Source organism: Mycobacterium sp. NGS24 (assembly GCF_059813065.1).
The window spans coordinates 16,134-42,519 of sequence record NZ_JCALDW010000031.1; the positions used below are offsets into that span (position 1 = coordinate 16,134).

General features: G+C 68.0%; 37 protein-coding genes and 1 pseudogene. 18 read left to right on the plus strand and 20 right to left on the minus strand.

Annotation, left to right across the window (positions count from 1 at the left end):
- Positions 1-2: 2 nt before the first annotated feature.
- Both AC5Y6Y_RS24905 and AC5Y6Y_RS24910 read right to left on the minus strand, forming a co-directional pair.
- On the minus strand, positions 3-779 hold the full coding sequence (locus AC5Y6Y_RS24905; protein WP_499930673.1) for a hypothetical protein: 777 nt from the start codon (positions 777-779) through the stop codon (positions 3-5).
- 77 nt (positions 780-856) lie between these two features.
- Positions 857-1,342: a hypothetical protein gene (locus AC5Y6Y_RS24910; RefSeq protein ID WP_499930675.1), complete on the minus strand. Its 486-nt coding sequence runs from the start codon at positions 1,340-1,342 to the stop codon at positions 857-859.
- 182 nt (positions 1,343-1,524) lie between these two features.
- Between AC5Y6Y_RS24910 and AC5Y6Y_RS24915 the strand changes: the two genes are divergently transcribed.
- Positions 1,525-2,364, plus strand: coding sequence for an NBR1-Ig-like domain-containing protein (locus AC5Y6Y_RS24915; RefSeq protein ID WP_068004431.1), 840 nt, complete (start codon positions 1,525-1,527; stop codon positions 2,362-2,364).
- A 74-nt stretch (positions 2,365-2,438) separates the two neighbouring features.
- Positions 2,439-2,678, plus strand: a complete 240-nt coding sequence (locus AC5Y6Y_RS24920; protein ID WP_082902521.1) for a hypothetical protein — start codon at positions 2,439-2,441, stop codon at positions 2,676-2,678.
- 41 nt (positions 2,679-2,719) lie between these two features.
- On the opposite strand, the gene AC5Y6Y_RS24925 is transcribed toward AC5Y6Y_RS24920, so the two are convergent.
- From AC5Y6Y_RS24925 to AC5Y6Y_RS24940, 4 genes are read right to left on the minus strand one after another with little or no spacing between them, the layout of a single operon-like run.
- The gene (locus AC5Y6Y_RS24925; protein ID WP_068004041.1) at positions 2,720-3,004 is read right to left on the minus strand and encodes a hypothetical protein; all 285 of its coding nucleotides are present in this window, start codon (positions 3,002-3,004) and stop codon (positions 2,720-2,722) included.
- Positions 3,004-3,447, minus strand: a complete 444-nt coding sequence (locus AC5Y6Y_RS24930; protein WP_499930678.1) for a hypothetical protein — start codon at positions 3,445-3,447, stop codon at positions 3,004-3,006. The genes AC5Y6Y_RS24925 and AC5Y6Y_RS24930 overlap by 1 nt, the downstream gene beginning before the upstream one ends.
- Before the next feature lie 46 nt (positions 3,448-3,493).
- Positions 3,494-3,946 (minus strand): hypothetical protein, encoded by a 453-nt coding sequence (locus AC5Y6Y_RS24935; protein WP_499930680.1) that lies wholly within the window; start codon positions 3,944-3,946, stop codon positions 3,494-3,496.
- A 44-nt stretch (positions 3,947-3,990) separates the two neighbouring features.
- Entirely contained in the window at positions 3,991-4,209 is a 219-nt protein-coding gene (locus AC5Y6Y_RS24940; RefSeq protein WP_499930682.1) for a hypothetical protein, read from the minus strand.
- A gap of 262 nt (positions 4,210-4,471) precedes the next feature.
- On the opposite strand from AC5Y6Y_RS24940, the gene AC5Y6Y_RS24945 reads away from it, so the two are divergent.
- Genes AC5Y6Y_RS24945 through AC5Y6Y_RS24955 form a run of 3 tightly spaced genes read left to right on the plus strand, consistent with a single transcriptional unit; the run spans position 4,472 to position 7,462 of the window.
- Positions 4,472-4,888: a hypothetical protein gene (locus AC5Y6Y_RS24945; RefSeq protein ID WP_499930684.1), complete on the plus strand. Its 417-nt coding sequence runs from the start codon at positions 4,472-4,474 to the stop codon at positions 4,886-4,888.
- The gene (locus tag AC5Y6Y_RS24950) at positions 4,881-6,716 is read left to right on the plus strand and encodes an AcrVA2 family anti-CRISPR protein (RefSeq protein WP_499930686.1); all 1,836 of its coding nucleotides are present in this window, start codon (positions 4,881-4,883) and stop codon (positions 6,714-6,716) included. The genes AC5Y6Y_RS24945 and AC5Y6Y_RS24950 overlap by 8 nt, the downstream gene beginning before the upstream one ends.
- On the plus strand, positions 6,713-7,462 hold the full coding sequence (locus AC5Y6Y_RS24955; protein ID WP_499930688.1) for a hypothetical protein: 750 nt from the start codon (positions 6,713-6,715) through the stop codon (positions 7,460-7,462). Before AC5Y6Y_RS24950 ends, AC5Y6Y_RS24955 begins: the two co-directional genes overlap by 4 nt.
- 12 nt (positions 7,463-7,474) lie before the next feature.
- On the opposite strand, the gene AC5Y6Y_RS24960 is transcribed toward AC5Y6Y_RS24955, so the two are convergent.
- The 8 genes from AC5Y6Y_RS24960 to AC5Y6Y_RS24995 form a co-directional block, all read right to left on the minus strand.
- Positions 7,475-8,068 carry a uracil-DNA glycosylase gene (locus AC5Y6Y_RS24960; RefSeq protein WP_499930690.1) on the minus strand — a complete coding sequence of 198 codons (594 nt, stop codon included), beginning with the start codon at positions 8,066-8,068 and terminating at the stop codon, positions 7,475-7,477.
- Positions 8,065-9,009 carry an AcrVA2 family anti-CRISPR protein gene (locus AC5Y6Y_RS24965; RefSeq protein WP_499930691.1) on the minus strand — a complete coding sequence of 315 codons (945 nt, stop codon included), beginning with the start codon at positions 9,007-9,009 and terminating at the stop codon, positions 8,065-8,067. The genes AC5Y6Y_RS24960 and AC5Y6Y_RS24965 overlap by 4 nt, the downstream gene beginning before the upstream one ends.
- Positions 9,006-10,805, minus strand: coding sequence for a hypothetical protein (locus tag AC5Y6Y_RS24970; protein WP_499930693.1), 1,800 nt, complete (start codon positions 10,803-10,805; stop codon positions 9,006-9,008). The genes AC5Y6Y_RS24965 and AC5Y6Y_RS24970 overlap by 4 nt, the downstream gene beginning before the upstream one ends.
- Complete coding sequence (locus AC5Y6Y_RS24975; protein WP_499930695.1) at positions 10,802-11,515, minus strand: 8-oxoguanine DNA glycosylase OGG fold protein; 714 nt, start codon at positions 11,513-11,515, stop codon at positions 10,802-10,804. Before AC5Y6Y_RS24975 ends, AC5Y6Y_RS24970 begins: the two co-directional genes overlap by 4 nt.
- A 56-nt stretch (positions 11,516-11,571) precedes the next feature.
- On the minus strand, positions 11,572-12,279 hold the full coding sequence (locus AC5Y6Y_RS24980; RefSeq protein ID WP_499930697.1) for an HNH endonuclease family protein: 708 nt from the start codon (positions 12,277-12,279) through the stop codon (positions 11,572-11,574).
- A complete protein-coding gene (locus tag AC5Y6Y_RS24985) occupies positions 12,276-12,584 on the minus strand; it encodes a hypothetical protein (RefSeq protein ID WP_499930699.1) in 309 nt (102 codons plus the stop codon). Before AC5Y6Y_RS24985 ends, AC5Y6Y_RS24980 begins: the two co-directional genes overlap by 4 nt.
- Positions 12,585-12,636: 52 nt before the next feature.
- Positions 12,637-13,218 carry an exonuclease domain-containing protein gene (locus AC5Y6Y_RS24990; RefSeq protein WP_499930701.1) on the minus strand — a complete coding sequence of 194 codons (582 nt, stop codon included), beginning with the start codon at positions 13,216-13,218 and terminating at the stop codon, positions 12,637-12,639.
- Between the two features lie 407 nt (positions 13,219-13,625).
- The gene (locus AC5Y6Y_RS24995; protein WP_499930743.1) at positions 13,626-14,072 is read right to left on the minus strand and encodes a helix-turn-helix transcriptional regulator; all 447 of its coding nucleotides are present in this window, start codon (positions 14,070-14,072) and stop codon (positions 13,626-13,628) included.
- 135 nt (positions 14,073-14,207) lie between these two features.
- Here AC5Y6Y_RS24995 and AC5Y6Y_RS25000 point away from each other — a divergent pair, with 135 nt between their 5' ends.
- The 13 genes and pseudogenes from AC5Y6Y_RS25000 to dnaB all read left to right on the plus strand — a co-directional run.
- Positions 14,208-14,936 (plus strand): hypothetical protein, encoded by a 729-nt coding sequence (locus tag AC5Y6Y_RS25000; RefSeq protein ID WP_499930703.1) that lies wholly within the window; start codon positions 14,208-14,210, stop codon positions 14,934-14,936.
- A 279-nt stretch (positions 14,937-15,215) separates the two neighbouring features.
- A complete protein-coding gene (locus AC5Y6Y_RS25005; protein ID WP_499930705.1) occupies positions 15,216-15,485 on the plus strand; it encodes a hypothetical protein in 270 nt (89 codons plus the stop codon).
- On the plus strand, positions 15,482-16,024 hold the full coding sequence (locus AC5Y6Y_RS25010) for a hypothetical protein (protein WP_499930707.1): 543 nt from the start codon (positions 15,482-15,484) through the stop codon (positions 16,022-16,024). The genes AC5Y6Y_RS25005 and AC5Y6Y_RS25010 overlap by 4 nt, the downstream gene beginning before the upstream one ends.
- Entirely contained in the window at positions 16,021-16,353 is a 333-nt protein-coding gene (locus tag AC5Y6Y_RS25015) for a WhiB family transcriptional regulator (RefSeq protein WP_499930709.1), read from the plus strand. The genes AC5Y6Y_RS25010 and AC5Y6Y_RS25015 overlap by 4 nt, the downstream gene beginning before the upstream one ends.
- Positions 16,350-16,982 (plus strand): hypothetical protein, encoded by a 633-nt coding sequence (locus tag AC5Y6Y_RS25020; RefSeq protein WP_499930711.1) that lies wholly within the window; start codon positions 16,350-16,352, stop codon positions 16,980-16,982. Before AC5Y6Y_RS25015 ends, AC5Y6Y_RS25020 begins: the two co-directional genes overlap by 4 nt.
- The gene (locus AC5Y6Y_RS25025; protein ID WP_499930713.1) at positions 16,979-17,440 is read left to right on the plus strand and encodes a WhiB family transcriptional regulator; all 462 of its coding nucleotides are present in this window, start codon (positions 16,979-16,981) and stop codon (positions 17,438-17,440) included. The genes AC5Y6Y_RS25020 and AC5Y6Y_RS25025 overlap by 4 nt, the downstream gene beginning before the upstream one ends.
- Positions 17,437-17,712: a hypothetical protein gene (locus tag AC5Y6Y_RS25030; RefSeq protein ID WP_499930715.1), complete on the plus strand. Its 276-nt coding sequence runs from the start codon at positions 17,437-17,439 to the stop codon at positions 17,710-17,712. Before AC5Y6Y_RS25025 ends, AC5Y6Y_RS25030 begins: the two co-directional genes overlap by 4 nt.
- 34 nt (positions 17,713-17,746) lie before the next feature.
- The gene (locus tag AC5Y6Y_RS25035; protein WP_499930717.1) at positions 17,747-18,376 is read left to right on the plus strand and encodes a DUF1643 domain-containing protein; all 630 of its coding nucleotides are present in this window, start codon (positions 17,747-17,749) and stop codon (positions 18,374-18,376) included.
- Positions 18,373-19,056, plus strand: coding sequence for a hypothetical protein (locus AC5Y6Y_RS25040; protein ID WP_499930719.1), 684 nt, complete (start codon positions 18,373-18,375; stop codon positions 19,054-19,056). Before AC5Y6Y_RS25035 ends, AC5Y6Y_RS25040 begins: the two co-directional genes overlap by 4 nt.
- Positions 19,053-19,382: a helix-turn-helix domain-containing protein gene (locus AC5Y6Y_RS25045; RefSeq protein WP_499930721.1), complete on the plus strand. Its 330-nt coding sequence runs from the start codon at positions 19,053-19,055 to the stop codon at positions 19,380-19,382. Before AC5Y6Y_RS25040 ends, AC5Y6Y_RS25045 begins: the two co-directional genes overlap by 4 nt.
- Positions 19,375-19,533: a hypothetical protein gene (locus AC5Y6Y_RS25050; protein WP_499930723.1), complete on the plus strand. Its 159-nt coding sequence runs from the start codon at positions 19,375-19,377 to the stop codon at positions 19,531-19,533. The genes AC5Y6Y_RS25045 and AC5Y6Y_RS25050 overlap by 8 nt, the downstream gene beginning before the upstream one ends.
- Before the next feature lie 535 nt (positions 19,534-20,068).
- Positions 20,069-21,364, plus strand: a complete 1,296-nt coding sequence (locus AC5Y6Y_RS25055; protein WP_499930725.1) for a hypothetical protein — start codon at positions 20,069-20,071, stop codon at positions 21,362-21,364.
- Between the two features lie 65 nt (positions 21,365-21,429).
- Positions 21,430-22,758, plus strand: a pseudogene (gene dnaB / locus AC5Y6Y_RS25060) (replicative DNA helicase); the annotation flags it as partial.
- A gap of 118 nt (positions 22,759-22,876) precedes the next feature.
- On the opposite strand, the gene AC5Y6Y_RS25065 reads toward dnaB, so the two are convergent.
- From AC5Y6Y_RS25065 to AC5Y6Y_RS25090, 6 genes are all read right to left on the minus strand, one after another.
- Entirely contained in the window at positions 22,877-23,110 is a 234-nt protein-coding gene (locus AC5Y6Y_RS25065; RefSeq protein ID WP_499930727.1) for a hypothetical protein, read from the minus strand.
- 186 nt (positions 23,111-23,296) lie between these two features.
- On the minus strand, positions 23,297-23,830 hold the full coding sequence (locus tag AC5Y6Y_RS25070; protein WP_499930729.1) for an Imm61 family immunity protein: 534 nt from the start codon (positions 23,828-23,830) through the stop codon (positions 23,297-23,299).
- A 6-nt stretch (positions 23,831-23,836) separates the two neighbouring features.
- Positions 23,837-24,019, minus strand: coding sequence for a hypothetical protein (locus AC5Y6Y_RS25075; protein ID WP_499930731.1), 183 nt, complete (start codon positions 24,017-24,019; stop codon positions 23,837-23,839).
- Entirely contained in the window at positions 24,016-24,525 is a 510-nt protein-coding gene (locus AC5Y6Y_RS25080; protein ID WP_499930733.1) for a hypothetical protein, read from the minus strand. The genes AC5Y6Y_RS25075 and AC5Y6Y_RS25080 overlap by 4 nt, the downstream gene beginning before the upstream one ends.
- Positions 24,526-24,613: 88 nt before the next feature.
- Positions 24,614-25,588 (minus strand): DUF3560 domain-containing protein, encoded by a 975-nt coding sequence (locus AC5Y6Y_RS25085; protein WP_499930735.1) that lies wholly within the window; start codon positions 25,586-25,588, stop codon positions 24,614-24,616.
- A 48-nt stretch (positions 25,589-25,636) separates the two neighbouring features.
- The coding region (locus AC5Y6Y_RS25090; protein ID WP_499930737.1) for a hypothetical protein at positions 25,637-26,386 on the minus strand (750 nt) is incomplete at its 5' end.

A 26,386-nucleotide genomic window follows, 5' to 3' on the forward strand; every position in this document is an offset into this window, starting at 1 on the left:
GGTCACTCGATGTGCGGCGCGCTATGACGCGACCACCCGTCTGCGGGGGTGAATCTCAGGACGTCGGTATCAGTGACGGCGATCAGGACGTCGATGCCGTCGGGTAGCCGAAGCGCGGCCTCAGGAACCTCGCCGGGCGTCTCGCGCACGGCGTCGATCACCGTTGCGGCCGGGCCGTCGCGGCTCGGGACGACGGCCAGCACGTGAACTCCGCCGCGGCCAGCGAGCGAGTAGCGGGCATTAGAGGATTGATCTGAGTCGAGCCAGTCCTGCAGGAGCGCGGTGATGTCGACGTCAAGGTTGAGGGCGCGGGGGCGCCCCACGATGGTGCCCGCCAACAGGATCCCCGGCTTCAGGTCGCTGTCTGGCACTACGGTGAGATCGCAGTAAAAGCCGAGTTCCTTCGCGTAGCGCGGGAAGTTGTCATGGTCATGCAATGAGTTTGTGTATCCACGGGATTCGAGATCTTCGACCATCTCGGTCAACGTCGCGATCAACGTATTGACCACCGGCGTCTCAGGATCGCCCTCATAAACCGCGGCCGCGACCGAGACGTCCACCGAGGCGGCCCACAGGTGGCGCAGGGTCGGGATTGGGATGTATCGCGGTTGCCTGTTGTAGGCGGCGTTGAACCCCCGCAGCGGGCGGCTGGTCAACTCTTTGACTTCGACGACGTGGCGAGGCGAGCGGAAGTCGGGCATGGGCCCGCCGGCGAACGCGGGATCTTGGGCGCAGATACGGGTTAGGTCCGGGTCGGCGAGCACCGCGGCGACCGCCACCAGGGCGCGCGCTTCGCTTGGTTTTAACCGACAGCCGCGATGCCCGCACGAAGCGGGCGCCCAGTCGTCGGGGCGCATCAGGCGCGCATGTTGGCGAACGGGAGACGGCCGTGGTGGGCGCGAAACTGGGCGATCATGGCGGTCTCGATGGCGGCCGCTTCGGTGTCCTCGGTTTCACGCCATCCGACGAGGAGGTCGGTGTGGTCGGCGAGCTGCCAGATCCGGCGGCCACCGGAGTGGCCGATAGGTTCGCCGGCACCGAAGCGGCGAAACTCGTCGAGCCGCTTGCAGAGCCCGCGTCGGCGAGTTCCGCCGTGGTTGGCCTTGCCGATGTAGACGACGCGGGTGCCGGGCACCCACAGCTGCTGCAGCTCATCGACGGGCACCGTGGGGTCTTTTCCTTTGAAGTGCCCCGCCGGGGAGACGTCGAGAAATGTGGGTGGGTCGTCGGTGGTGCGCACGATGACGTACACACCCGGCCCAGTCGGGACGCCGGCAGTGGGCAGTTCGGCGAACGGCACCCACCCCGTGAAACCGGAGAGGTCAACCGGGTCGGTCGTCATCGGCTGCTGTCCTTCCTTCGAGGTCGACCTCGATCCTCGCAGTTGGAGCCAACTGTTGGGCTGGAGCGACGCGATGCCGTCAGAGAGCGGGGAGCCCTGCCCCGAAGGCTTGTGCGCGCTACGTTCAGGCCTCAACGCGGCGGTGCACCCGGCGCGTGTTCCGGGAGGCGGGGAGGCAGCACATGGTGACGCGTCATGACCTGGCCGCGCACATGCGGTCGACTCGGCGGCGTCTTCTCGACGACAGTGGTGAGTTCGTGTGGACGGTGACCAGGTTGCATGAGGAGATCAGCCGCTTCCAGGCCGAGGGGCATCGGGGGTGCGATCCCGTTGTCGCTGGCGCGCTCCAGCGGTTGATTGATGGTGGCGCCGACCGCACGTACTGGCATGTGAAAGCGCTGTACCAGGCCGAGGACATCTCCAGGGACCGAACACCCTCTCAGGGAAGGGAATTGGTGTGGTTCTACGACGAGATGTTCAACAACGGGCAGCCATTTCTGACTGAGATGTGGGAACAGGTGCGGATCGCTGATCCGCCCCGCTCGCGCCCATCGCGGCCACCTCAGCGGGGACGAGTTCCGGGTGACGATGTGCGATGGCTTGCCGATCTCACCGTGCGCGATGGTGTTGACGTTCCGCCCAATCTGGAGTTCACCAAGTCGTGGCGGCTGTACAACGCTGGGACAGTTCCGTGGGTGGGACGCCGGCTCATACGGGTGGGGCCTGCCACGAGCTACGGGCTAGTGCGATCGCCACCGTGGGTGCCGATCGCCGACACCGAGCCTGATTCCACTGTCGACATCTCGGTGACGGTTCGCGCCCCCGCAGTAGAGACCTCCCACTGCGAGCCGAGGTGGAAGATGGCCGACAGCGATGGCCTGTTGTGTTTTCCGGACTTGAGCTACGGCATCGGAATGGTGATCCGCGTCGTCGAGGGATCACCCGAGCCAGACATGTCAGTGCCGGGAGCTGTCGAGGCCGGTGACCGCAAGCTCGCCCGACTGCGCGCTGACCGTTTCTAGCTTTCGATAGAACGCACGTCCACGACGTTCACTGGGTTCGCTTCACCCAATGGAAGGGACGAACCGTGAACGCTGTGACCCAGATTGCTCTCATGATCGCCGGCTGCTTTGTTGCCTACCTGGTGCTGTGCGCGGTGGTAGTCCTGCGTACCGGGTCCACCGACGGCTTGCCTGCCGTCGGGGCGGCTGTGGCCGCATTCATCGCCGCCGTCGTGGCGCTCATCAGGCGCTGGCCCGGCCACACCGGTGTGGGGGTCTCCGCTCCGCCGCGAGAGGCAGGCGGTGGAGACGACAGCCAGCCCGGCGAACGCTGAGGGTCGTGGCGAACGACTCTGCAGCGTCGCGCGTCTGCGGGTTAGCGGCGTTTGCGTCGTTCGGTGGTGAGGTCGACGACACCGTGTGCTTCGGCGACGCCGGCGGCGATGCGGCCGGCCAGCTCGCCGATCACGTCGTCGGTGACGTAGACCTTGGCGGCCTGGCGGCCGATGCGCATCATGCGGGCTACGAAGTCGAGGTGGTCGCTGATGTCTTGGCGTACCGCGTCTTCGAGGCCGTCGGTCATGGGCAGGTGGTGGCGGTCGGTGAGCAGGCTGATCAGCAGGGCTGTGCGTTCGTCGAGCCAGGGTGAGCGACGCGGCATCAGCGGCGCCGGCCGAGGCTCGGCGCGCCGCCGGAGACGGTGCCGGGATGACGTACTCGGTCGGTGTCGGCGCGGCTATCGGGCAGATCGGTGCGGTCGGTGAGTTTGGGGGTCTGGGTGCCGGGCGTGCGTGGTGGTGGTGCGGTGTTGCGGACACCTTTGGATCGGGTGCCGAAGGCTGGTGCGTACTTTCCGGGTTTCAGCCAGGCGGGGACGACCGCGGTGATGGGTTTCTCGTTGGTGCCGTGACAGCGGCCGCCGCGCGGGGTGTTGTGCAGCGGAAGCAGGCCGGTCGAGGTGAGGTCGGCAGGGAAGTAGCCGCAGGACGAGCACACCGGGCCGCGGTGTTCGGTGGGAGCGACCTTTTTGGCGGCGCGGCGCTTGGCCGCGGCGCGGCGTTCGCGGGTGGGGTTGGCCTTGTTGGCGCGGCGCTCGGCTGCCATGCCGGAACGGTACCGGCCTGCCGGCGGCCGTCGGTGGTGTTCGGCGCTACCGCCAGGACCGCACGATGGCGGCCATCCGGGTGGCTTCGGTGGAACGGGAGGCGCGTCGGCGGGCGCGTTCGTCGCGGGTGAACCGCCAGCTGAGGATCCACTCCTGGCGGCCGGTTGGTTCGCTGTTGATGAGCCTGTTCATCTGTGCAGGGGTGAGTTCGGCGGGGTTACCGTGTCCGTCGTTGCCGGTGATGACGATATTGCCGCGCAGCAGCGGCACCTGGCGGGCGGTGAATGCGGTGCTCATCAGCAGCAGTTCGGTGGCCTGCTTGTTGAGCTGCATGTGGGAGCAGTGGGTGGATGGTGTGAACCAGAAGACGACGCTGTTGTCGCGGCTGCCGACCGTTTCGAGGCGGTGCTCGCGCACCAGGTCGGCGATGTCGTCCCGATCGCGCAGCTGGACCCGGTAGAGGTTGCCGTTGTGGCTGGCGTGGATGGCTTCAAGCATGTTCACCTCGTCGTGTTGCGTTCGGATTCTAGGGACGCACAGTCTCAGCGCAGCGTCTTGAGGGCGTCGAGGAAGGCCCAGCCCCCGCCTGTGCCCGCGCCGCCTGCGGCGGCTAATACCGCGGCAATCCAGATCAGCCGCTTAATGCGTCGAAGCAATCGCAGCAGCCCCAGAGCGGCCAGCACACCTACCGCGCCGATGACCACCATCAGCAGCGGACTGTTGTCGATGCCCGCGGCGTCCAACAGGCTCGGACCGGTCATGCTGCCTGCCCTTCTGGCTCAAGGTCAATGTCTTCGCGGTCGCGCAGCCGGGCCCGGTACGGGTTGCCGTTGTGGCTGGCGTGCAGTGTCCCGAACATGTGCGCCAGCTCCGTGGTGCTGCGGTAGAAGTGATGCTAAAGCCGGATGCGGACACCGACAGGCACCGGTTTTCTGCGGGTGAGTTGGACACGGCGGCGCGGGCGGGGTGTGTCGTACTCGGGGAGCATCATCGACGCCGGCAACACGGAGCGGGAGGGATGCCATGGCCGAGGATGTCGAGGAGTTGCAGCGCCTGCAGAAGCAGGTGCGCGCCACCATCAAGGAACGCTCCAGCCTTGAGCAGGGGTTGGCCAATCCGGACGCCCTACGGTCGGCTACAGCGCGGGCCTATCGGGATCGCGATGCGGTGACCAACCCGCTGCTGGAAGAGGCCCGCGAGAAGGTGGCCGCCGACATCGAGGAGTTTCACAAGCACTGGCGCCACGTAGACACGATCGCGCGCAACGTGGAACGCGTGGCGGATCTGCTCGACGAGGCGCCGGCGTACGTTCTGAGCCACCGTGACGCGATCGCCGAGGGGCTGCCCGCGGTGCGGGAACGGCGCGCGCAGGTCGCGCGGGGTCTCATTGCGGCGGGATTGCACAGCATCTTGCCCGAGGAGGTCCACGTCGATGGCTAGAGGTAAGTACAAGCAGCGCAAGCACAATCAGGACGCGGCGCAGCTGGCCACCGATTTGGCGCAGGTGCGAGCCCAGCTCGACGAGGAGCTGGCGCGGCTGGCCACGGCGCGGGAACGCGCCGAGTTGGATGCCCGACTGCGCGCTGAGCTGAGCGCTGCGATCGCGGCGCGGGATGCGGTGTGCGCGCCGCAGCTGCAGCGCATCGCTGTCGACCGGGACGCCATTCGTGTGGCGTCGCGCCAGCTCGACGAGGCGACGCGGGAGTTGGCCCGTCACTGGTCTCGGATCGGGGATTGGGGCTGGGAAAGGTTTGGGCCGGAGTCGTTCTACGCGATCCTGTCCGGCAACCGGGCGTATCTGACCGAGGGTGTGGTCTCCACGCATCTGAGCACCGTTCAGACCGAAGCGATTCAGCGTGCGCGGGGCATCCGTAAGGACGCCGCGCTGGACTTCACGGCCGAGCAGAAGATGGCGCTGGCGAAGTCGGTGGCCTACTCGACGGGCACGGTGCTGCCCGGCGATGTGACCGATGTCGACGGCCCGGCGTGGGACGCCTACATGGATGATCTCGCGGCGGACACCGCCGCGGTGATCGCTTTCAAGTCACCGCCGCCGTGGTTGAACATCGCCGCCGACCCCGGTCATCCGTTGTCTCGGATGCTGGGTGGCTGTCCGGAGGGTGTGGCGGTGACCGTCGATGCGCCGGCCGCGGTGCCCGCTGTGACCGAGTTGTCCACCGGTTCGGCGGCGCTGCGCGACAAGGCCACCGCAGCGGGAGCGCGGGTGGTTGCGGATGCGTTCATCGGCAGTCTGCAGCACAACGTGACGGCGGCGTCGCGGTCGCAGATTCCGTCTCTGGTGGCCGGCAGTTCGCCGTATCCTTCGCCGGCCGATGCCGCCGCGATGCAGGCCTGGTACGCGGTGTCGGCGGTCGGCGCATGGGGCCGGCACCGGACGGTGACGAACGGACGGATCGCGGTGGCGGCGGCATCGGCCGTTCCGTTCTGGTTGCCGCCGGGACACACCATGGCCTACCTGGACTCCGAGCCCCTGTCGGGGGAGGACGTCGAGGATCTGCGGATGCCTTTCGCCCAGGTGCTGGTGACCTTCGCCGAGCCGGCGCGGCTGCCGGCCATCGACAACGGGGTGCTGCGCGATGATCCCAGGATGCGGTGGATCGACCACCTGGTCGGCTCCGGACGGGAACTGCCGGACGGCCGCGAGATGATCATCGGCGCCACCAACAACTTCCAGTCGCCGCTTCCAGCGTTCTGGGATGCGATAGCTGCGCGAGGCGCGCACATCGAGGCCGTCTTGCTGCTCGCCGACGCGCACGGACGTCTGGATGACCTGTTCGGCTGGTGTGTGGCCATCCCGTCGGCGACGGCCGGCGCAACTCTGGGTCGCTGGGTCATCCCGGCCTCTCGTAGTGCGACGAGCTACGCCAATCTCGTCGCCAACGCCGCGGCGGTCGCCGCCTGGGCGGACTGGCACCGGCCCGGTCACAAGCGCGGTGAGGACGAGCAGGAGTCCGTGGCCGCGCCCAGCTCCGGTGCGGTGAAGCGCCCTGAGGACTCGGTGCACGTGCTCAACGTGGCGGCCACGACGCCGGCGGACCCACAGCCGACGGCCAAGGGGGAGCCGACCGGGCGCACCACCGCGCCGCACCGCCGCCGCGGTCACTGGCGGCGTCAGCATTTCGGGCCGGGCCGGACGCAGACGCGACGGGTGCGGATCGCGCCGGTGATGGTCAACGCTGGACGTCTGGGCTCGGATCGGCCGCAGATCTACCGGCTCCCGGCGCCCACGCTCGCGGAGTCGCTATGACCAAGAAAAGGAAGCCGGGCCGACGGGTCCGGTATTGGCACGGCCTGGGCCTGTGCCTCGATCCGTTCAGCGTGCGGCGAATTGAAACGGCGCAGATGCGTGGCCACGCGGTGCGTGCCGACGCGTCACCCGAGTGCCGGGAGTACGTCTACGCGAGTAGGTCGCGTGAGGTGGCGCTGGCGTTCAGTGTGCTCGGTGGGGGCAACGCGGTGTGCGAGATCAGGCCGGGCTCACTCGCAGCTGAGGTCGATCCGGATTTCCCCACCCTCGGCGTGCGGTTCCGCGGTCCTGTCACGGCAGTATCTGTTGAGGTTGTAGAGGGCGCCGCGCTGCCGAATGCCCGCCAGATCATCAAAGCGTTGGCCGCGGACTATCTTTGGTCGGATTCGACTCCGCAGTATTTCGAGGACGGGTACTTGCGTGCGCCGCCGCTGTCGCGGTCCCGCGGTTATGTCGACGACGATTTTCGGTGGCTCGGCCGATGGTGGCCGTGGCACTTCCTGTTCCCGAGCGATAACGGGTCCGAGATGGTGCTTGACGAGCAGGGACAGCCGTACCTGATGTTTCCGCCCAATTATCCGGGTTTGAACGGACGTCCACGGATACCGGCGGGTTCACTCGAGAGTGCCTGGACAAGACCGGGTTTCTACCCGAACCATATGGACTGGTTGAGGCGACACCGGCAGCGCGTTCAAGCCGGCGGTGCCATGGCATTGGCGGAGATTCGCCTGCCGTGGGAGTGGTAGTGGTAGTGGGTCTTAAGCGAATCCCCAGCGCAGCGCCTTGGTGAGGGTGGCCACGTAGTCGTCCTGGACGGGGCGAGGTTGGCGGGCGATCCACGACGGATGGGGCGCGAACACCAGCAGCGTCGGGTCGGTGGCGGCAGGGGTCTTGCGGGGCCGGGTGAACGGCCATGGCAGGACCGGCGCAGCGGGCTGGAGGAGTTCGAGCGCGGCGCGGGCGTCTCGGCCCAGACCGATGATCAACCGTGGTGCCACGATGGCGATTTCACGCGCCAGGTAGGGGCGACAGTTGTCGATCTCGTGGGGCAGTGAGGGCCGGTTCTTCGGGGGGTGGCAGTGCACCACGTTGGTGGTGAACACGGCTTCTTTGGTGAGCGTGGCGGCGTCGAGAGCACGGTCGAGGAATCGGCCGCTGCCGCCGGTGAAGGGGATCTGGGTGGCCATGCACGGGCCACACAGGCTTTGGCCGACGATCATTACCGGGGATTGAGCGGAGCCGTAACCGGGCGCGGCTTGGGTGATCTGCGGAATGTTCATGCCGTCGCAGGCGGTGCAGTTCCTGATGCGGGTGGCCAGGGTGCGCATGCGGCGCTCGCGGGTGTCGGTCATCGCCGCCACACGTTGACGCGCTCACTGGACAGTGGTTTGTCCTCGGGCCCTTTGATGTAGGGCGCCACGTAGATCGGTTTGCGTTGGCTGTGGTTGGGGCCGCAGGCCTGCTGGCGCCAGTGCCCGCCCACCCACCAGCGGCGGTTGTACTGGCGTTCGCCGGTGGCCTCCGACGGGTCGTGCGGCGCTCGCTGGGGGCGGCGTATGTCGATGAGGGTGACCGCCGGCGGCGGGGCGACCTCTGGGCCGCGGCCGCCGAGGCGGGGTGCTGCGGTGGTGTCGGTGATCGCGCGGGTTTCGGTGACCGCGGGTTGTCCCATCAGCAGCCAGGCGGCGCCGACGACGGAAACGAACGGGTGTGCGGCTTCGGTGCCGTTGGCTTCCTCGGTGCGCGGCTGGGTGGGGTCGATGACGATGGTGTGCGCGGACCACAGCGGGGTGGCGATCTGGAACGGGGCGATGAGGTCTGAGTGTTTGGTGAAGCGGCTCGACGGTGACATGTGCAGCATTCCGTCGGGCCGCATCCACCACCACACCGCATCCCAGGGCACGTCGGTGGTGGCGGTGGGTCTTGGGCCGAAAGGGACGGTGCCGGCGGGTTTGGCCCAGCACAGCAGCCCGTTGGGTGTGGGGCAGGCCAACGCCGGTGTCCACTCGGGCAGGGTCGCTGCGGCGTCGAGGGCGGTGTCCACCATGTCTCTTGCCACCCAGAACATTTCGGCCTCACCGATGGCGCGCGTCTCGGCCTTCATGATCTCCATTTCGGCGGCCAGCTTGGACTGCATGCGCTCCAGGCGCCGGCTACCGGGTGTGCCGGGTTCTGGTGGGGACAGGCCTTCAGAGGTGAATCGTTCGGCGGTGTGGTCCAGGGCGTTGCACCACTGCCGGCGGATCTCGGGGACGCTGGTGGCCGCCCAGGGGACGCCTTGGCGGCGGCTCACCGCTTCTGCTCGTCGGGCGACGTCGGCCCTACTTCGTGCGGTGCCAGCAGCTGGGTTTCACCGCGGCGCACCAGCAGCGGGCGGAGCTGTTCGGGGGTGCAGGCGAGCGCTTCGGCGAGCGCGGCGGCGGGGTCGTCCGCTGAGGTGCCGAGGAGCGACTTCAGGCGTGTGGTGTTGTCGTGCTCGGCGCTGAGCAGTGTGGCCTCTACGGTGCCGGCTTCGGTGTTGAAGATCAGCACGATGGTGTCGTCGAGGGTGGCGTTGAGGGTGGTGGCCAGGCCGCGTAGCGATCCGACGCTGGCGCCGTTGAGGGCGTTCTCCCGCCAGAACAGGGTGATGTCGGTGAGTGATCCGGTGAAGTGGCGTTGCTGCTCGGGGTGGATGCCTAAGGCGGTGGCCAAGGCTGGGGCGAAGGTCTGCCCGGAGCCGCGGAGTAGCTCGAAGGTGACCGGCAGCGCGACGCGGATTTCGTTGGGTCCATTGCGGAAGGCTCCGCGCACGGTGTTGAGGGCGGCGACGGCGGGCCAGCCGTCGCGTTTGGTGCGCCGGCGCACTTTGCCCTTTTCGATGATGAATGCGGGTGCGCTGAGGTAGGAGCGGATCGAGGATTCGGCGACGTCGGGGAACGCGGCGGTGAGGTCGTCGATGATGGACTGGGTGCTTACCGGCGCGCGGTGGGCTTGCAGGCGTAGCGCGATCTCGGAGAACACCCCGGTGTATTCGGGAAGGCCCCAGCGGCGCAGCGCCCAGTTCTGTTTGGTGGTCCGGACGAACCGGCGGTCGTGATAGAGCGCGTCACGCACAGCTCGCTCGTGACAGCCGTCGCCGATGGTGTCGGCGATGCGGGCCGCCGAGGAAGGGACTGCACACAGATGCAGGGCGGCTTCGGACTTCTCCACGGTGGTCGATCCCCAACGCACCCACTTGTCGCCGAATCGGCGCAGGCCTGGCCGGCTGTTGACAAACGTGTCCGCGGTGCGCGTGGAGATGCCCAGGTCGACGAGTGCGCGGGTGAGCAGTTCGTGGGTGGGGGCGCCGTGTTCGGCGATCGCGACGTCGACGGCGCGGGTCGCGGTGGCCAGGCCGTCGACGCTGGTGTCCTCCAGCCACGCGTCCTTGCGGGCGTAGGGGCCGGCGAGGTGCAGCAGCAGCTGCCCGGCGTCGTCACCGAGGTCCAGGCCCACCTCGTCGAGGGCTCGGCGCGCGACCTGTTCGCAGGTGAGCGGGCCGAGGCGACGACGTAGCTCGGCGGCGGCGGCGGTGATCGCGGCGTGGGTGGGGTCGGTGAGCAGATCGGTCAGCCGGCGCAGGGCGCGGGGCTGGTTGCGCTGGATGTTGACTGGTGCGACGCCGAGCTGGGTGGCGGTCACCGGGATGGTTTGCGGGTCCAGCGCCCAGCCGCGCGCAGCGAGCACGGTGTGGTCGTAGTCGGAAAGGCGATCGAGCATGCGGCGAATGGAGGTGGTGAGGTCTTCGTCGACGGCGCCGGCCGGGGTGGTGCGGGCCAGCTCGACGGCGTGGCGGGCGGCGGTGAGGATCGCTTTGACCGTGCCGACGCCGCCCTTGGGGCGGTCGATGAGGGTGGTGATGGATTCCTGGGCGAGGTCGCCGAAGGTGGTGAAGTCCGCGCCGTAGAAGGTGCGGGCTCGGCCGGGCAGCCAGTTGTAGGGGATGGGTTGTGCGGCGATCTCGTCGAGGCCGTCGATGACCTGGTGCAGCGGCGCGGTGAGGGTGTCGCCGGAGTAGATGTTCTGCCACCAGGTGTCGGTGTCGAGGTGGTCGTCGATAACGGTCATGCCGGGCCTCCGGCTGTGGGCCGCCGCGGTGTGGTTTTGCCCGCCTCGAACAGCCATCGTTCGATCGAGTCACGGCGCGTGAGGTGGTGCTCGTCGGCCCACATGCCCAGCAGGGTGGCGTAGCGCTGATAGGCGGTGGGCAGCCAACCGCTGAGCGGAAGTGACGCCCAGCCGCAGGTTCTCTGCAGGGCCAGGGCGACGTTCTCGTCGAGGATGGCGCACGGGTGGTGGGCCGCGCCGCCGCCGGCGAAGTAGAGGTACTTGGTGAAGAACGCTGGGCCCAGTCCGGCGATGGCGGTCCGGTTGCGCGGGTAGAGCAGTTCGTAGGCGGCCTGCGGGTCGGTGCGGCTCAGTGCGGCGGCCTGCTGGAGCAGCGCGGCGGCGGCCTCGGGGTGGGTGGCGACCGCGGCGATGCGGGCCTTGTTGTTGCGGCGTTTGTCCCCGCTGCCCCACGCCAGCGCGTTCCACAGCAGGGTCAGTGCGGCGGTGGGATCGTCAGCGGCGGCGTCGGCCAGGGCGAAGATGTCGGCGCGGCGGATCGTCTCCCCGGTGAGGGTGTCGTCGAGGCCGTGCTCGGACAGCGTTTTGGTCCACCACGGCCGGCCGACGCTGATTGCGTGGTCGAGGATCCACTGGTCTTCGTCGACGCCGGACAGCTCGGACAGAGCCTGCTCGGGCAGGTGTATCTCGGTCAGCGGTGTGGCGGCCATCGCCACAATTCTGGCAGGGCGTCGCCGGCGGCGGTATGGGAGTTACCGGGCTGAAATCAGGCGGCGGGTGCCGCCGCGGCGGCCGGGCAGGTGGTGGTCGCGACGGTGTGTTCGGCGGCGGTAATCGGCAGCTGGTACTTGGCCGCGACGGTGAGGTAGCGCTGAATGTAGGCGCACGGCTGGAACGTGGGCAGCCACTCGTCGAGGCCGGAGTCTGATTTCTGGCGGTTGGCGGCCTTGGATACCGGGATCAGTTCGATTGGGTCGTTGGCGAAGATCTGGCGCTGCTGCGGATCCCACTGCCAGGCGCCGAGCGCGAAGGCGCGTGCTAACGGCACAACGTGATCCACCTCTATTCCCTTGTCCTGCAACGGTATTCGTTGTCCAGTGTAAGGGTCGGGGTCGAGTACGCCACCGGTGACTTTGCAGTTGCGGGTACCGGGTTTGAATGTGACGTCGCGCAGCGAGGAAGCCAAAATTTTGTTCCTCGCGTCGCAGCCGGATCGGTCGCTGGGGTCGTTCCAGGCGGGCCCGAACACGCACCCCTCGCCCTTGCCGCAGCCACGGTCATAGCCGTCGACGGCGGGGAGCCTGTCGATGACGCGAACCTGCTGCAGCAGTGCGGCGACGTCGCCGCTGACGGCGGCGGGTTCGGCGTAGGACGGCGCCGTGGTGACGTCCTGGACGAGGGTGGGGTGCAGCCATGTCGCGGCGCCCACGATGGCCGCGGCAATGGCCACCCACCCGCTGCGCCGGATCCTCATCGGATGGGCAACGTCAGCGCCGGGCGCACCGAGACCGTGCGGCGCAGTGTGCGGATCTGGAGTACTCCGACGTTCACGGCGGTGAGCGCCCAGGCGATCACGCCGACGACAGGTACCAGCTGGTCGACGAAGGTTGGAACTGAACAGCCAGCCTCGGACACGCAGCTCGCGCCGAGGGCGACCATGAACGTCGCACCCGTAATCGGTGCTGCCACAGTGAGACCCACGATGAAGGCGCACGCCAGGTTCGCGGCGTAGAGGTGAATCAGCTGTGGCCGCGTCACGTGTGAGGGACTGTGCTGCATGGGCCGACGGTAACGCCGCGAAGCGACACGGCGGCCAAACGCTCGGCCGGTTCTATGCGGCCGGGCGCAGCAGCACCGGGGGCAGTGTGGTGGCCGCGCGGATCGGCAGGGTGATGCCGCGTCCGGTGGCGGCGCGCAGCAGATGTGGAAGCAGTTCGGCGAGAACTCGGGCGTCGTCGAGTGCGTCATGGGGGCGAGCTTGAGCGACGCCGAAGTGGGCGGCCAGGGCGGCGAGGCTGAGGCTGTCGAGGCCCAGGTCGAGCCGGCCGGCCAGTTCGAGCGTGCACAGTGCGTCGGTGACCGGCAGGTCGGCGGCGCAGCGTTGGGCTTCGGCGGCCAGGAACGCGTAGTCGAAGCCGGCGTTGTGGGCGACCAGGATCCGGTCGCGCAGCATCGGCGCCAGCTCGGCGGTGATGTCGGCGAAGTCGGGGTGGCCGGCCAGCATCGGCGCGGTCAGACCGTGGATGTCGGTGGGTCCGGGATCCACGCCGGGGTCGAGCAGGGTGTGCAGGGAGTCCATGACGGTTCCGTCGGCGGTGACGGTCAGCGCGGCCAGGCTCAGCACGCGCGCGCGGCCGGGATCGAAGCCGGACGTCTCGACGTCGACGACGACGAACTCGGTGCCAGAAGTCATGGGGTCCAGCTTGATCGCCGGCACTGACAACTCGTGGAATCGGGTGTCTCGGGTGCGTTGTGGGGTCATTGGCGGGCTACCGGTAGGGCTCATGTGAACCGGCGAAATCAGCGCCCCGGTCGATTGTTATCGAATCGTTACCGTTGAGTTGTCGTATTTTCCTTTGCCCACTTTCGTGACTTCTGCTTGCCGGACTGTTGGAATTTTGGTGTGCACACCACCCCATGGGGGGCGGTAGCGTAATTCACCTAGGAGGCGACATGGGGGTGAACGACCTCGCCAGCAGGCATTTTGCCGCGCTGCTGGTGTCTTCGGCGAACCCTGGCGCGTCGCGTCCGAAGCGTTGCGGATTTCGTCGTGTACTGCCAGTTTTTGCGAATACCGGTTTGCTGAACTCGCACCGACCGCTAGACGGAGGCGCCGGCCGGGCGCTCACGGGCACGTTGGTACGCCGCCCGGTACTCCTCAACGCTGATCCCGAGGTAGGTGGACAGCTTGTCGGCGTTGCCGTCGGTCAGCGCGGCATCTGCGCGCTCGATGCCGCGCAGTGTGGTGGTCGGGATCTTGACCGCGGCGGCCAGTTCGGGCTGGGTGAGGCCCCTGATTACGCGCCAGTCGCCGGGATAGCGGTCGTCCGCGGGGATCGTGACGACGCGCTCAATCGGGGCGTCGAGGATGCGCATGACGCGGGCCAGAAGATCAACCTGCGGCGTGCTCTTGCCAGATTCCCAGTTGAAGACGGTGGCCTGGGAGACGTCAGCGAGGCGGGACAGGTCGCTGACGCTGATGCCCTTCTGCCGGCGGGCCTCGGCGAAGGCTTGCGCGTCGAATCCGCGCAGCACGCGACGCGTCATGCGAGGTCTGCGCCGCGGTTCATAGTCGAACAGATTCACCGAGTGCTCCCTAAATCTGTCAATGTTGCCGTCTTACATTATCGTCTTAGATTAGAGTATGGTGTCAGCAAGCCCGTCATGATGAGGAGGAATTCGGTGAAGTTGCCCCGCGTACACGCACCACGGCCGACGCCTCGCATGCCCGAACTGGCCGGCTTCGAGGCCCGCTACGACTTACTCCCCGCGGTGCGGCCGCTGCAGCCGCCCGCTGAGGCGATCCGGCCGCTGTACTGGTGGGCCAAGGACCTGCAGGCCGGCGGCGACCTCCTGGTCGACGCGCGGTTCGACGCCGTGACGATGACCGCGACGGTGAGCATCCGCCTGGCCTCGTATCAGGTCGTCTCGGTGGTGCGGCGCCATGACGACAAGCCGCAGATGCCCCGCACGCTGGCCGACGTGTTGGTCGAGTCCGTCTGGCGGCTCGGCTCGCTGGGGTGGGGCGCCGAACTCGAGGAGGCCGTCGCGCAGTTGCGCACGGTGGGCCTGATGGCGACGCCAGCCAAGCCCAACACCCGCTATCTGCCCGGCTGGGTACAACAGCCTGACCGGGCAGTGCGGATGGCCTACTGGTGGGCAGTGATCCTCAAGCAGCACCGCTGGAAGCTCTACGCCTGCGGCGATGCGGTGGCCCGCCACGGTTTCATCGCCGAGGTTCCCGGCGTCGGCGGCGAGTCCGCCCTGGTGATCTACCCCGGCGATATGCCCGACGACGGAACTGCGGCATCGGCTTTGGCCAACCATCTCGCGCGGCTCGGTTCAGGCCAGCGCGCATTCGTGCAGCGGGTCATCGGTGACGCCGCTGCAGGAGAGGGCCGGGTGGTCTGAATGCCTGGCGCACAGCTGATCTCGAAGGTGGTGATACCGCTGCTGCTCTAGCTGCGCCCACTGCCACGGCGCACTTCGTCAGACATTTTCATAGCGGTGACCTTTCCCCAGATAGCAGAGAAGCCCCCGTAGGGGCTGTCTCAGGGGGTGGACGAGAAGCGGGAACTTCGCGTCCGGGTCTCCTCAAACTAAGGAGAGATGACTTTGCTCGGTCAATCTCAGGGTAGAGGCTACGCCTCAACGGAAGCAAGAGTTCCGGCCCTTTCTGTCCGATCTTCTGTGCTGACCTGCACCAACCCGGTGCGCAGCGCGGCTCCGGCCTCCGACGAGGCCGATCTGGGCCTCGGTAGCTGGAAACCGTCGATCTTCGACGACTGCCCGATGTGCGGGAAGGCACCGGTGGAGCCGGTGCGCGTGGACGGGCAGCTCGCCTGCCGGTCGTGCACCAGCGCGTGCACCATCTGCGGTTCGGCCTGTGTGCCCGGTGACGACGCCTGCAGCGAATGCGTGCGCCACCTGAGCCTCGACCGCGAGGCGATCCCCGCATGAGAACCCCATACCTGCTGGCCAGCGCCTGCACCGCCAGCGACCCCGAAGCCCGCTACCACCAGGCCGAACTGGCGATCTGGGACGAGTTGACCGGCAGCCTGGCCGAGTATCCGCGGATCTGGCGTTCTCCCGAAGAGGGCGCCATGGTCCTGGCCGAAGAAGTCGACGAGCTGTGGGACGAGATCCGCGGCAATCACATCGGACGCGCCCGCGCCGAGGCCTCCCAGGTCGGGGCAATGGCGCTGCGGTTCATCGCCGACCTCTACGAGCCCGACGGCCCCGGTGGCGCTGTGGAGCGGTGCCGCGCAGCGGCGGCTGAGCAGCACGACGCCATGGCCCTGGTGGGCCCGCGGGGACGGCAGTGCGCATCGAGTCACGAGGCGTTCGGCTACCTCAAGCGTGAGTTCGATGCGCTGTGGTCGGCGATCCGCTTCGATGAGCCCGCGCGCCCGATCGCCGCCCGTGTGGCCGCGATGGCGGTGCGGTTCATCGCCGAGATCACCACTTCCTCGACGGCTGTGGCGGTGTCGGTCCGATGAGCGCGGCGGCCGAGATGGAGTGGCAGAAGCGGGCTGTGTGCTACCTGGAGACCTCGGATGCACCGGAGATGTGGACGTCAGACCGTCGGCCGCATGAGCTGCTGCGCAAGGAACTTCAGCGGATGTGCGCACGGTGCCCGGTGAGGGAGCGGTGCGCGGGCGAGGCGGTGTTCAGCGACGCAGAGACCGGCACCTACGCCGGGGTGTACCTGCCGCAGAACATCGCCGCCAACGCCGGCCGGCGGGCCACGGCCATGGAGGAGCTGCGGGTGATCGCCGGCCTTCCCTCGGCCCGTGACGACCTGGCCTATCTGGGGGTGTCGGCATGAGCCCGACATCGACGCCCGCACGGCGCCGCCCGCCGCGCAGCTCCACGTTCGCGTCGCTGACCTCCTCGGCGCGACTGCACCTGTGCGCGGTCGCCGAGGAGCCCGAGGTGCGCGCCCGGCACGCGGCGGCGCTGCTGGCGTTCACCCCGACGGTGCGCCGGATCGGCACCCGGATGCGGATCCGCTTCGACCACGGCCCGACCGCGCTGTGGCTGACCGAGGTGTTGTCCAACAAGGACGTCAACCTCATCGACGTCGGCGGCGATGGCGGCACCGTCGAGGTGCTCAACCCGCAGATCGTGTTGGGCCGGTACGGCTTTCGTGACGGACGGTGGGTGTTCGGGCAGGGGATGACGGCCGCGCTGGGCATCAGCCGCGGCGCAGTGCACGCCGCCGGGGTGTTCAACGGTCACGGATTGAAGGTGGCGTGCCCGAGCGCGCCGATGATGCTGACGCTGACCGCGGTGATGTCGCGGTTGGGAATCACTGCCAAGCCCACCGACGGGGATCCGCGCGCGGCGATCGCGCCGGCGGATGTCCCCGGCGCATTGGAGCAGCTTGGCGTCGCAGAAGTCGCCGCGGAGTACCGGCGCCTGCGCGAGACGAACTCGATGGGAGAGCAGTCATGAGTACTGGCGGGGGACGGCCGAATGCGCGGTGGATCAACCACCGCATCACCGCACACCGGATGCACCGGCGGGGGCAGTCGATCGACACGATCGCCGATCACCTGCGGGTCAGCACCCGGTCGGTGAGCCGGTATCTGGAGAAGGAATGCCCGGAGCCGTTGGCCGCCGAGCCCGAGGTGACCCTTCAGGACTTCGCGCTCGACGGGGCGTGTGGGGAGTTCCCCGAGTACGACTGGTCGACCCGCAGCCCGGCGATGCAGAGGGAGTGCAAGGCGATCTGCCAGTACTGCCCGGTGCTGGAGAAGTGCCGCAGCTACGGCCTAAACCAGGGCCGCAACGACTCCGGGATCTGGGGTGCGCTGACCAAGAGTGAGCGTGAGCGCGAGATCGCCCGGCAACGCAGGACCAGCGGGCGGCCCGACATCGCCGCCGCGGCACAGCAGCAGGGTGCGGCGTGAGTGCCCCGCCAGAGTTCTCGGGGACCCCGCGGCGGGCGCCGGCGGCGCCAGGTAGCGGGATTCCAGCCGACCGGCACGAGGCCTATCGGCGCGGATTGTGCGGGGATTGCCGCACCGCCTGGCACGCGGCCGGGATGCCGCGCTGCGCGCAGTGCCACGCCGTCTACACCGCCGGCGGTGGGGCTCCCGCTTTGACGGTCGTGGCTGGAGGCAAGCGCGGCAGCGGCCCGTGGCGGCCGCGGCCCTCGTTGGTGGTGGTGAAGAGCGCATGAGGCACAACAGTTTTGGATCACACGGGGGTGTGTGGTGACGTTGACGTTGGATCTGCATCTGCCGCATCTGGCCCACAATGAGTCGGCGGCAGGCTTCTCCGAGGACCGGCGCTACCGGTACTGGTTGACCCGGCGGTGGGGTTCGGGGCCGGCGCTGATGTTCGTGTCGTTGAACCCGTCGGATGCCGATGAGCACCACGACGACCCGACCACGCGCCGTGATGTCCGGTTCGCGCGCAACTTCGGCTACGACGCCGTGACGCTGACCAACCTCTACGCCGCACGTACCCCGCACCCGAAAGAGTTGGCCGCCGTGGCTGATCCGGTCGGCCCGGACAACGACGAGCACCTGGATCGGGCCGCGGCCGCCCATGACGTGATCGTGTTCGCCTGGGGTGCTCACGCCGATCCGGTGCGGGCGCGGTCGGTGGCCACCCGGCTGTGGCGGATCGCGGCAGCTGCCGGCGGGTCTGTGGCGGTGTTGGGCTGGACGGCCGGTGAGCAACCGCGCCATCCGCTGTACCTGCGGGGCGACACCCCGCTGCAGTGCCTGACCGCGGCAGCGCACCGCGACATGCTCGACGTGGATCCGCGGTGGCCGCGGCTGCTGTCGGATTCCGCTGCCGTGCTCGGTGGCGACCAGGACCCCGGAGCGCTGTCATGAGCGCCGCGATCGACTACGAGCAGCACCGGTTCGCGATCGGAGCGGCCCTGTCGGGGTGCGGGTATCACGCCATCGACCTGGAGATGCTGTTTCCCCGGATCAGCAGCGCCCAGGCGGCAGGCCGCAATCCCGCTGAGGTGGAGGCCTTTTCACCTTGTGGTGCGCGGGTGCAGGTCATCGCCAAGCTCGGACCGTTCACCTATGGCAGCCGGTGGCTCACGCGGCTGCGCTGCGAGCGGTGCAGCTGGGTGGTTGCGCTCAATCGGGGCACCGTCGAGCAGGAGATCGACCTGTACACCGCCGAGGCCGGCGGAGACCGCCGCGGCGAGCTGCTGCGCGACATCTTCACCTCGATCCTGGCTGACGCCACACCCGGCCCCGACTCGCAAGCCGGGCACCGCTCGGACCTCCTCGCGCATGCCGCACGGCACCGCCCTGTCCTGACCGTCTGCGCCAAGTGCAGCGAGGCCGGCCTGTCGGCGGCGCACGGTCCGAGCGCGTCGCGGTGCCCGCACGCCGCCGTGGTGTGCCAGGAGTGCTCGTTCACCGCGGGTTCGTGGGCCGGGGAGTGGGAGGGCGTCACCACCGACGAATGCGTGGTGGCCTCGCCGTGCTCAACGCTGCTCGCGCTGGCCGACCACTACGGCCTTGCGGTCAAGGGCCGGGAGGAGTGCCGGTGATCGCGAACAACCCGCGCCTGGCCGAGGTGGGGTCGCAGAACAATCGGCAGAAGGCCGCCGCGGCGGGCCGCACACAGGCCGTGCTGGCGCGGATCGCGCTGGAGACACTGCAGGGACAGCGGCCATCGGCGCACCGGGACCGGTGGATCCGGGCGCTGAAGCACCGCATCAGCAACCCCGACGGCGCGCTGGCCGAACTCGGTCAGTCGATGGCGCCGCCGATGACCAAACACGCGTACGCGGCCCTGCTGCGCCGTGCATTGCGCGGCGGCGGAATCTCCGCCGCCGCGGAATCCAGCGACTCCGAGGGAGGCCTGCGTGGTTAAGAAGTGGATCAGTCGCGCCGCAGTATGGGCGGGCCTGCGCAGAGACGCCGGAGACGACCGGGACCTGCAGCTGGAGCGCTACATCGCCGGCTCATTGACCGATGAGGCCCTGGCATGGGCTGTGAGCACCTGGCGTCAGCGCTACCTGTGACTGCTGTGACGGGTGGCAATTACTGCGACATCTCCCCAGGTGGCGTCGGCAACGCCGCCGTGGGGTCGTGTCAATCCAAGATCACCGGCCAATGGCGTGGTCGGATGGACGGTAACGACTCGGTAAAGGAGGTTTGACTAGCGAATCTAACCGTTCCCGTGGAAGGGGACGACTCAAAAATTCAATAGCGGGATCAGAGGACAGAGTGCCCCCGGAGGGGGTGTTTCTGGGAGAAGTTCCAAACCGTTTCCTCGGAGCGCCAACTCCGAGCCTCGCGAGATCCGAAGCGCCAACTTCGTTTCTCAGGTCCCCGCCGTAACAGGGAGAACACCGTGGTAGGTAGTTCTCAGGGTAGCGCTTACCCTGGACACAGATCAACACATGTGACCGGGGTTTCGCCTCTACACCCCGTGACCTGCGTCAACGCAGGACCCTCATGGGCGTGTCGCGGAGGTCGAAACCCCCGTAAATCCGTTTGCCAGAACCGGCAGCGGACCGCCTTTTCCGGCGCGACAGCCGCGCCTGGACCTCAGCGATGAGGGCGCCCAAACGCGCGCCGCGCGAGCGGATCGCGTTCGACGACGCCACGACCGTCACCGCACGCGTGCGATCCCATGCCGCCTCATTGGGGCTGCGTGGCTCGCGGCGACTGGTCCTGGCGGCCGTGCTCACGCTGTTGTGCACACAGTGGTCGAAGATCACCGACGATCAGATGCGCCTCAGGCAGCTCGTCGACGCCATCGCCACGGCCGGCGGGCGCCGCTACGACCTCAAGACGATCGGGCGCGCCCTAGCGAGCCTGGCGGCCGACGAACTGATCGTCTACCGGCCCGCGCAGGGCCGCGGAAAGCACGCCTTCATCGCCATCCACGCCCGGTTCACCGACGGGATCGAGGTGCTCGAACGGGACGATTCTCAGCGGGTCATCGTCGACTACAGCGGCCGCTCCAAGCCCGAATCCGTCACCTTTTCCGAGCCGCTTCCTTATATAGACCAAAAGAATTACCTCCCTACCCTCCGGAACGACCAGCAGCACGAGACTTCTCGACCGACCGGGGTGAAGGTTCCCAAAGGCGAACTCAAAACCGTCATGGACGGGCTGCCCGCGCCGATGGCCAACCTCCCCAAGCACCTGCGGTGGAAGCTCGGAAGCGAAATCCTGCAGCGCCTCAAGCGCGGTTGGCGTGCCGATCAGATCCTCGACGTGCTCACTGCCGAAATGCCTGCTGACGTGCAACGTCCATACAAACTCGCGATCTGGCGGATGCAGCGCAACATCGTGGGCTCCGGTCCTCGGCTGCAGCCGCTGCAGCAGCGGTGGGACGCCGCGGCCGCGGCCGCGGCGCGCACCGAAGCCGAAGACGCCAAGACCCGCCGATTCTCCGACCTGGCAGCGGTGACCAGCGCGGATGTCCGTGAAAAGGCGCTGCGGGCCAGCGAGGTCACCTTCAAGCGGGCCGTCACCGACCCGATGGCCGCCCTCGCCGTGGTGGCCCGCAGGGCGAGAGCCAAGTTCCCGGAACTGTCCCTGGCCGAGGCGTTGGCGCGCTGGTCCGATGATGTGCTGGCCAGCTACGAGCCCGAACCTGAAAGCGTTGAGCTCCAGCCCATTCCGGCCGCGACATCGCTGAGCGCGGATCTGCTGATGGACCTGGCGATCAGTGGTGGCTGTAGCTGCGTGATGTGCGGTTCCGACCGCGGCGTTTTCCGGCCGCAGCTGCCGCTGAAGTCGATGGCGACCGTCTGTGACCGGTGCTGGCCACACATCGCCGCCGACCTGGCCACCGGGGACAACGACACCGAACTCGACGAGGAGGCGATCTCGGCATGACCGATCTAGATGAAGCGCCGGCCCGCGCCCGCCGTCGGCAACAGCCCGAGCCGTACACCGATCTCGACGACGGCCGTCAACCACCGCAGGATCTGGCGGCCGAACAGTCGGTGCTGGGCGGGATGCTGCTGAGCAAGGACGCGATCGCCGACGTGCTGGAGAAGCTGCGGCCGGCGGACTTCTACCGGCCCAACCACCGCCAGATCTACGACGTGATCCTCGATCTCTTCGGCCAGGGCGAGCCCGCCGATGCGGTGACCGTCGCCGCGGAACTGGACCGCCGTGGAATTCTGCGGCGCGTCGGCGGAGCACCGTATCTGCACACGCTGATCGCCACGGTGCCCACCGCCGCCAATGCCGGCTACTACGCCGGCATCGTCGCCGAGAAGGCGGTGTTGCGCCGCCTGGTGGAGGCCGGCACCCGCGTCGTGCAGTACGGCTACGCCGGCGCCGACGGAGCCGATGTCGCCGAGGTCGTCGACCGCGCCCAAGCCGAGATCTACGACGTCACCGAGGACCGCAGCGCCAACGACATGGTGGCGCTGGAGGATCTACTGCAACCGACCATGGACGAGATCGACGCCATCCAATCCGGCGGCAATCAAGCCATCGGAGTGCCGACCGGTTTCGCAGAACTCGACGAAGTGACTACCGGCCTGCACGGCGGACAGATGATCATCGTCGCGGCCCGACCTGGCCACGGGAAGTCCACGCTGGCACTGGATTTTATGCGATCCTGCTCGATCAAACACGCAATGCCCAGCGTCATCTTCAGCCTGGAGATGAGCAAGTCCGAGATCGTGATGCGGCTGCTGTCGGCTGAGGCGCGGATCAAACTGGCCGACATGCGCTCGGGACGGATGAGCGACGACGACTGGACCCGCATGGCCCGCCGGATGGGGGAGATCAGCGACGCGCCCCTGTTCATCGACGACTCCCCGAACCTGACCATGATGGAAATCCGCGCCAAGGCCCGCCGGCTCAAACAGAAGACCGACCTACGGCTCATCGTGGTCGATTACCTGCAGCTGATGACCTCGGGCAAGCGGGTCGAATCCCGCCAGGCCGAAGTCGCGGAGTTCTCCCGCAGCCTCAAGCTGATGGCCAAGGAACTCGACGTGCCGGTCATTGCGATCAGCCAGCTCAACCGTGGCCCCGAACAACGCACCGACAAGATGCCCCAGCTGTCCGATCTACGCGAAACGGGTCAGCTGGAGCAGGACGGGGACATGGTGATTCTCATCAACCGCCCCGACGCCTACGACCGCGACAGCCCCCGAGCCGGTGAAGCCGACCTGATTTTGGCGAAACATCGCAACGGCCCAACCCGAACTTGCACTGTCGCGTCGACCCTTCATATGGCCTCGTTCCGCGACCTTGCACGCGGAATCTAGCCGAAAAGCAGTGCAAAACAACAGCTTTCATGCTATTCCACAAACGAGGCTCAACTTGCTTGACGGCATCAGATAGCCCTGCAAATCCTCTGCGATTGCCGCGACGGACGGGTTCCGGCTAGGTGCGGTTCGGCGAGCGAAACTGCTCTGCCATCTCGACGGCGTAGCGCAGCTGCGCTTCGGTGTAGAGGCGACCCGCGGCAGTATTGGTGTGTGGGACCAGTTGGGAGATGACTGGTTGGGGGAGACCGCAGGCCTCGGCGAGGTCCTTAATCGTGAACAGACCGACGGGCACCGCGTCCGGGGTGCGCCGATGCAGGGGTACCACTACTGCATCGCTGTCGGATTCCACCCGTCAATCCTAACCGCGTTCGGCAGGCTCGCAGAGCGCAGTTTCGCAGCAGGCGGCGCGGGGCCAACCTAAGACGCCCTTCTCGACGCTCGCCGCGCGAAACATGTTGCAGTGGGCGTTGTTCGGTGTAACAAGGCATAGCACTGCGTGATGCACGGTGCATCACCGGTGATGCTTGGCTAGGAGCTATCGAGTGGCGTAGCGGCCTTGGCGGAGAAGTGGGAAACCGGCAGGGTTGAGGAAGGCGCGCTTGAGGTCGGTGAGAGACCACCCCATCAGATGAGAAAGCGGCACCAGCGCCAGCAGGCTCAGCGTCGGATCCGGTGCCGCGGCGACCGGGCCCTGGCCGGTGCGGGTGAGTGTGCGGTAGCCGCGCACCATGTCGCTGAGGGTGTAGCCAGGCGCCAGATCCGGGGCTGCATAGGCGAGTTCGAGGAACGGCAGGTCGAGGTCTTCGCGGATGTCGTCGGCGAACAGGCCGATGAGGTAGCGCTCCAGGACCTCGATGTCGGCGACGAACAGCAGTGGCTGCTCGATGTCGCCGTCATCGGTCTGGGTCAGTTCGAGGCGGCTGGATCCGCGGCGGCGGATGTAGTACCGCGTGGGGGTCCCGGCTTCGGAGCGCAACTGGATGTCGCCGTCGTCGGCGATCGCGGTCACGTAGTGCGCGGTGCGCGCCCAACCCACGACGTCGGCGCTCAGTCTGGGCGATGTCGACATGTACGGCTAGCGGCTGCCTCGGCGGTGCAGGTGCGTGTGCTCACGAGCAGGAGACCCGGCAGTGTCGGCGTCCCGCTGGATCTGGCCGAGGGTGCGGTCGTCGAGGGTGGGCCGACGCCGCGGCTGGGTGTAGAGGACCAAGCCCAAGGCGGCGTGATGGGGCAGGGTGCGATCGACGCGGAAGGTCATGAGGTCGTCTTCGCTTTCTTCAAAGGGGCGTCGAGGTGTCGTTTGGGTCGTCCGCCGGCCTTGTTGCGGGTTTCTTCCCACCTCTTCTGGAAGGCCTTGACCGACGCGCGGGTGTACACGCGCCCCGATGCGGGATGAGCGACGGGCCGGGGGAAGTCGTCGGCGTCGGCGAGCTTGCCGGCGCGCTGGCGGGACACCCCGAACTCGGCGGCGATCTCAGTGATGCCGATGAGGTCGAGAGTGGTGGGCTGCAGGGCCTGATCGAGGAACTCCTCGGTGGTCAGGACCTGCAGTCGGCTGGGCTTGAGCAGTCCAGTGGCCGCGGCCGCGGTGCGCAGTGCGGTGTGGGCGGCGTCTTCGAGGGTGGTGGCCTCGACTTCGAGTTGGACCCGCAGCCGCCCGGCCGCGTAGGCGATGTCGGCGCCGCCGAGGGCCTTCGCCAGCGCCGCGGTGTCCTCGTCGGTGAGACCGTCCGCGGTGTAGGTGAGTTCGGTTGTCCAGGTCATCTGGGAGCTTCCTGCTCGGCTTCGGTGACGCCCAGGGGCGCAGGTCGGGAATCACAGGTCGGAACTGTTGACATCCGCAACGGTACCGCTAGGCGGTGTAGACCTGGGGATCGCCGGCCCGGTGATCGGAGATCTCGTGGTAGGCGATCTTGTGGGTCCAGGTGGCGCCGGCCTGCACCTGCACTGAGACGGATTTCGGGTTGACCCGCACCACCTGGTACCAGGCGCCGCGCTTCTTGATCAGGTCGCCTTTGGTGATTGAGTCGGGGCCGTAGGTATTGGCAAGGCCGGCAGCCTGCTGGGCGGCGTAGATACCTTTCCAGTAGGTGATCTCGTCGGCGCGCTGTGCGATGCGGGCGACGACCTGTTCGCGGTGGGCGCCGGCCGCGGGTCCGAACTCGTCGACATAGGTTGCGGTCTCGGTGCGGGCCACGACGCGTCGGTGTCCGTCGCGGGTGCGTTCGTCGCGGCGCTGATCGGCTTCGAGCTTGTCGATGCGGTTCTTCACCGTCACCGGGTTGTGCCGGTGGGCGGTGGTGGCTGCGGCGATGTCGGCTCGGCGAGCTGCCTCGGCTGCGGTGTCGGTGGCTTCGACGGCCCGCCCCAGTGTCTGCTGGGCACGCTCGATGGAGCGTCGGTGCCGGCGCTCGCTGTGGTGGCCAATCTTGATGGGCTCCCCGCCGGGAGGTACTGCGGCTGAGGCGCGCGCTTCGGCCTCCCAGGCGGCCGCGGCGTCTGCTGCGCGCCGGTCGGCCTTGGCGGACAGGGCCTCGGCCCGGTCGCTCTGTCGTTGGGCGCGGTCGGCTTCGGCGGTGGCGACGTCGCGGTGGTTGGTGTCCACCTCGACGGTGACGGTGTGGCCTGCGTCGCGCAGGGCGGCTGCGGCTCGGTCGATCTTGCCGAGGTTGGGCTGGCGGTCGCGGCTGTTGGGGACGCCCCAGGCGGAGAGGGTGCGAAACCAGCGGAATCCGGTTGCTTTGAGCACGGTGTTGGTGCCGTCGCCGCGGGTGGTGCCGTGGACGAGCGTCCCCTCGGCGGCGGTGTGGATGATCTCGATGGTCACGGTGGCGGGTCTCCTCGTGTTGTGTTGTGCGGAAGTCGCTTTGGGCCGTTAGGCGGGGCGGTGGGCGGTGATCGCGTCGCGGCGGATCCGCGAGGTCCAGGATCGTTCGCCGGCGGTGACGGTGATGAGCACCTCGTCGTCGTCGACGCGCAGCACTGGATACCAGTCGCCGCCGGTCTCGATGTGGTCGCCGGCGGCGATGTCGAAGGCCGGTGCGGTGTCCTCGATGCGGAGTTTCGTGCGGGTCAGGACGGTCTGCAGCTGGCCGCGGTAGTCGCTGAGTTCCTTGACGGTGCCGCTGATGGTGACGTGATCGCCGCGGCTGGCGGCGTAGAGGGTGGCGCCGGTGCCGAAGGTCTTGAGGACCTGGCCGTTGGGCAGTTTGACGACGATCAGCCGCTTGTGGTCGGTGCCGTAGCCGCGGAAGCCTGCGACCTCGATGTCGGTCGCCACCTCGACGGTGCCGGTCAGGCCGGCGAGCTTCTGGCCCGGTGCGCCGGCCGGAGTGTTGTTCAATGCGGCGCGATGGTCCTGCTCGGCGTGCGCTTCATCCCAGGCGGCGGCGAAGTGGGCAGCGGCGGCCTGGGCGGCGGCCGCGGCGTGTGCGGCTGCGTCGGCGTCGCGTTGCAGGGTCGCCTTGACGTCGCGGCGGACGCGGGCTCGGATGCTGGAGACCTTGACGTAGCGATGTCCCCGGCCGCGGCAGGCGAAGCACCCCTTGATCGCGTCACCGCGGGGGCCGTAGGGATTCTGGATGACGAAACCCGAAGGCGCGTGGTACATCCCGTCACCGCCGCA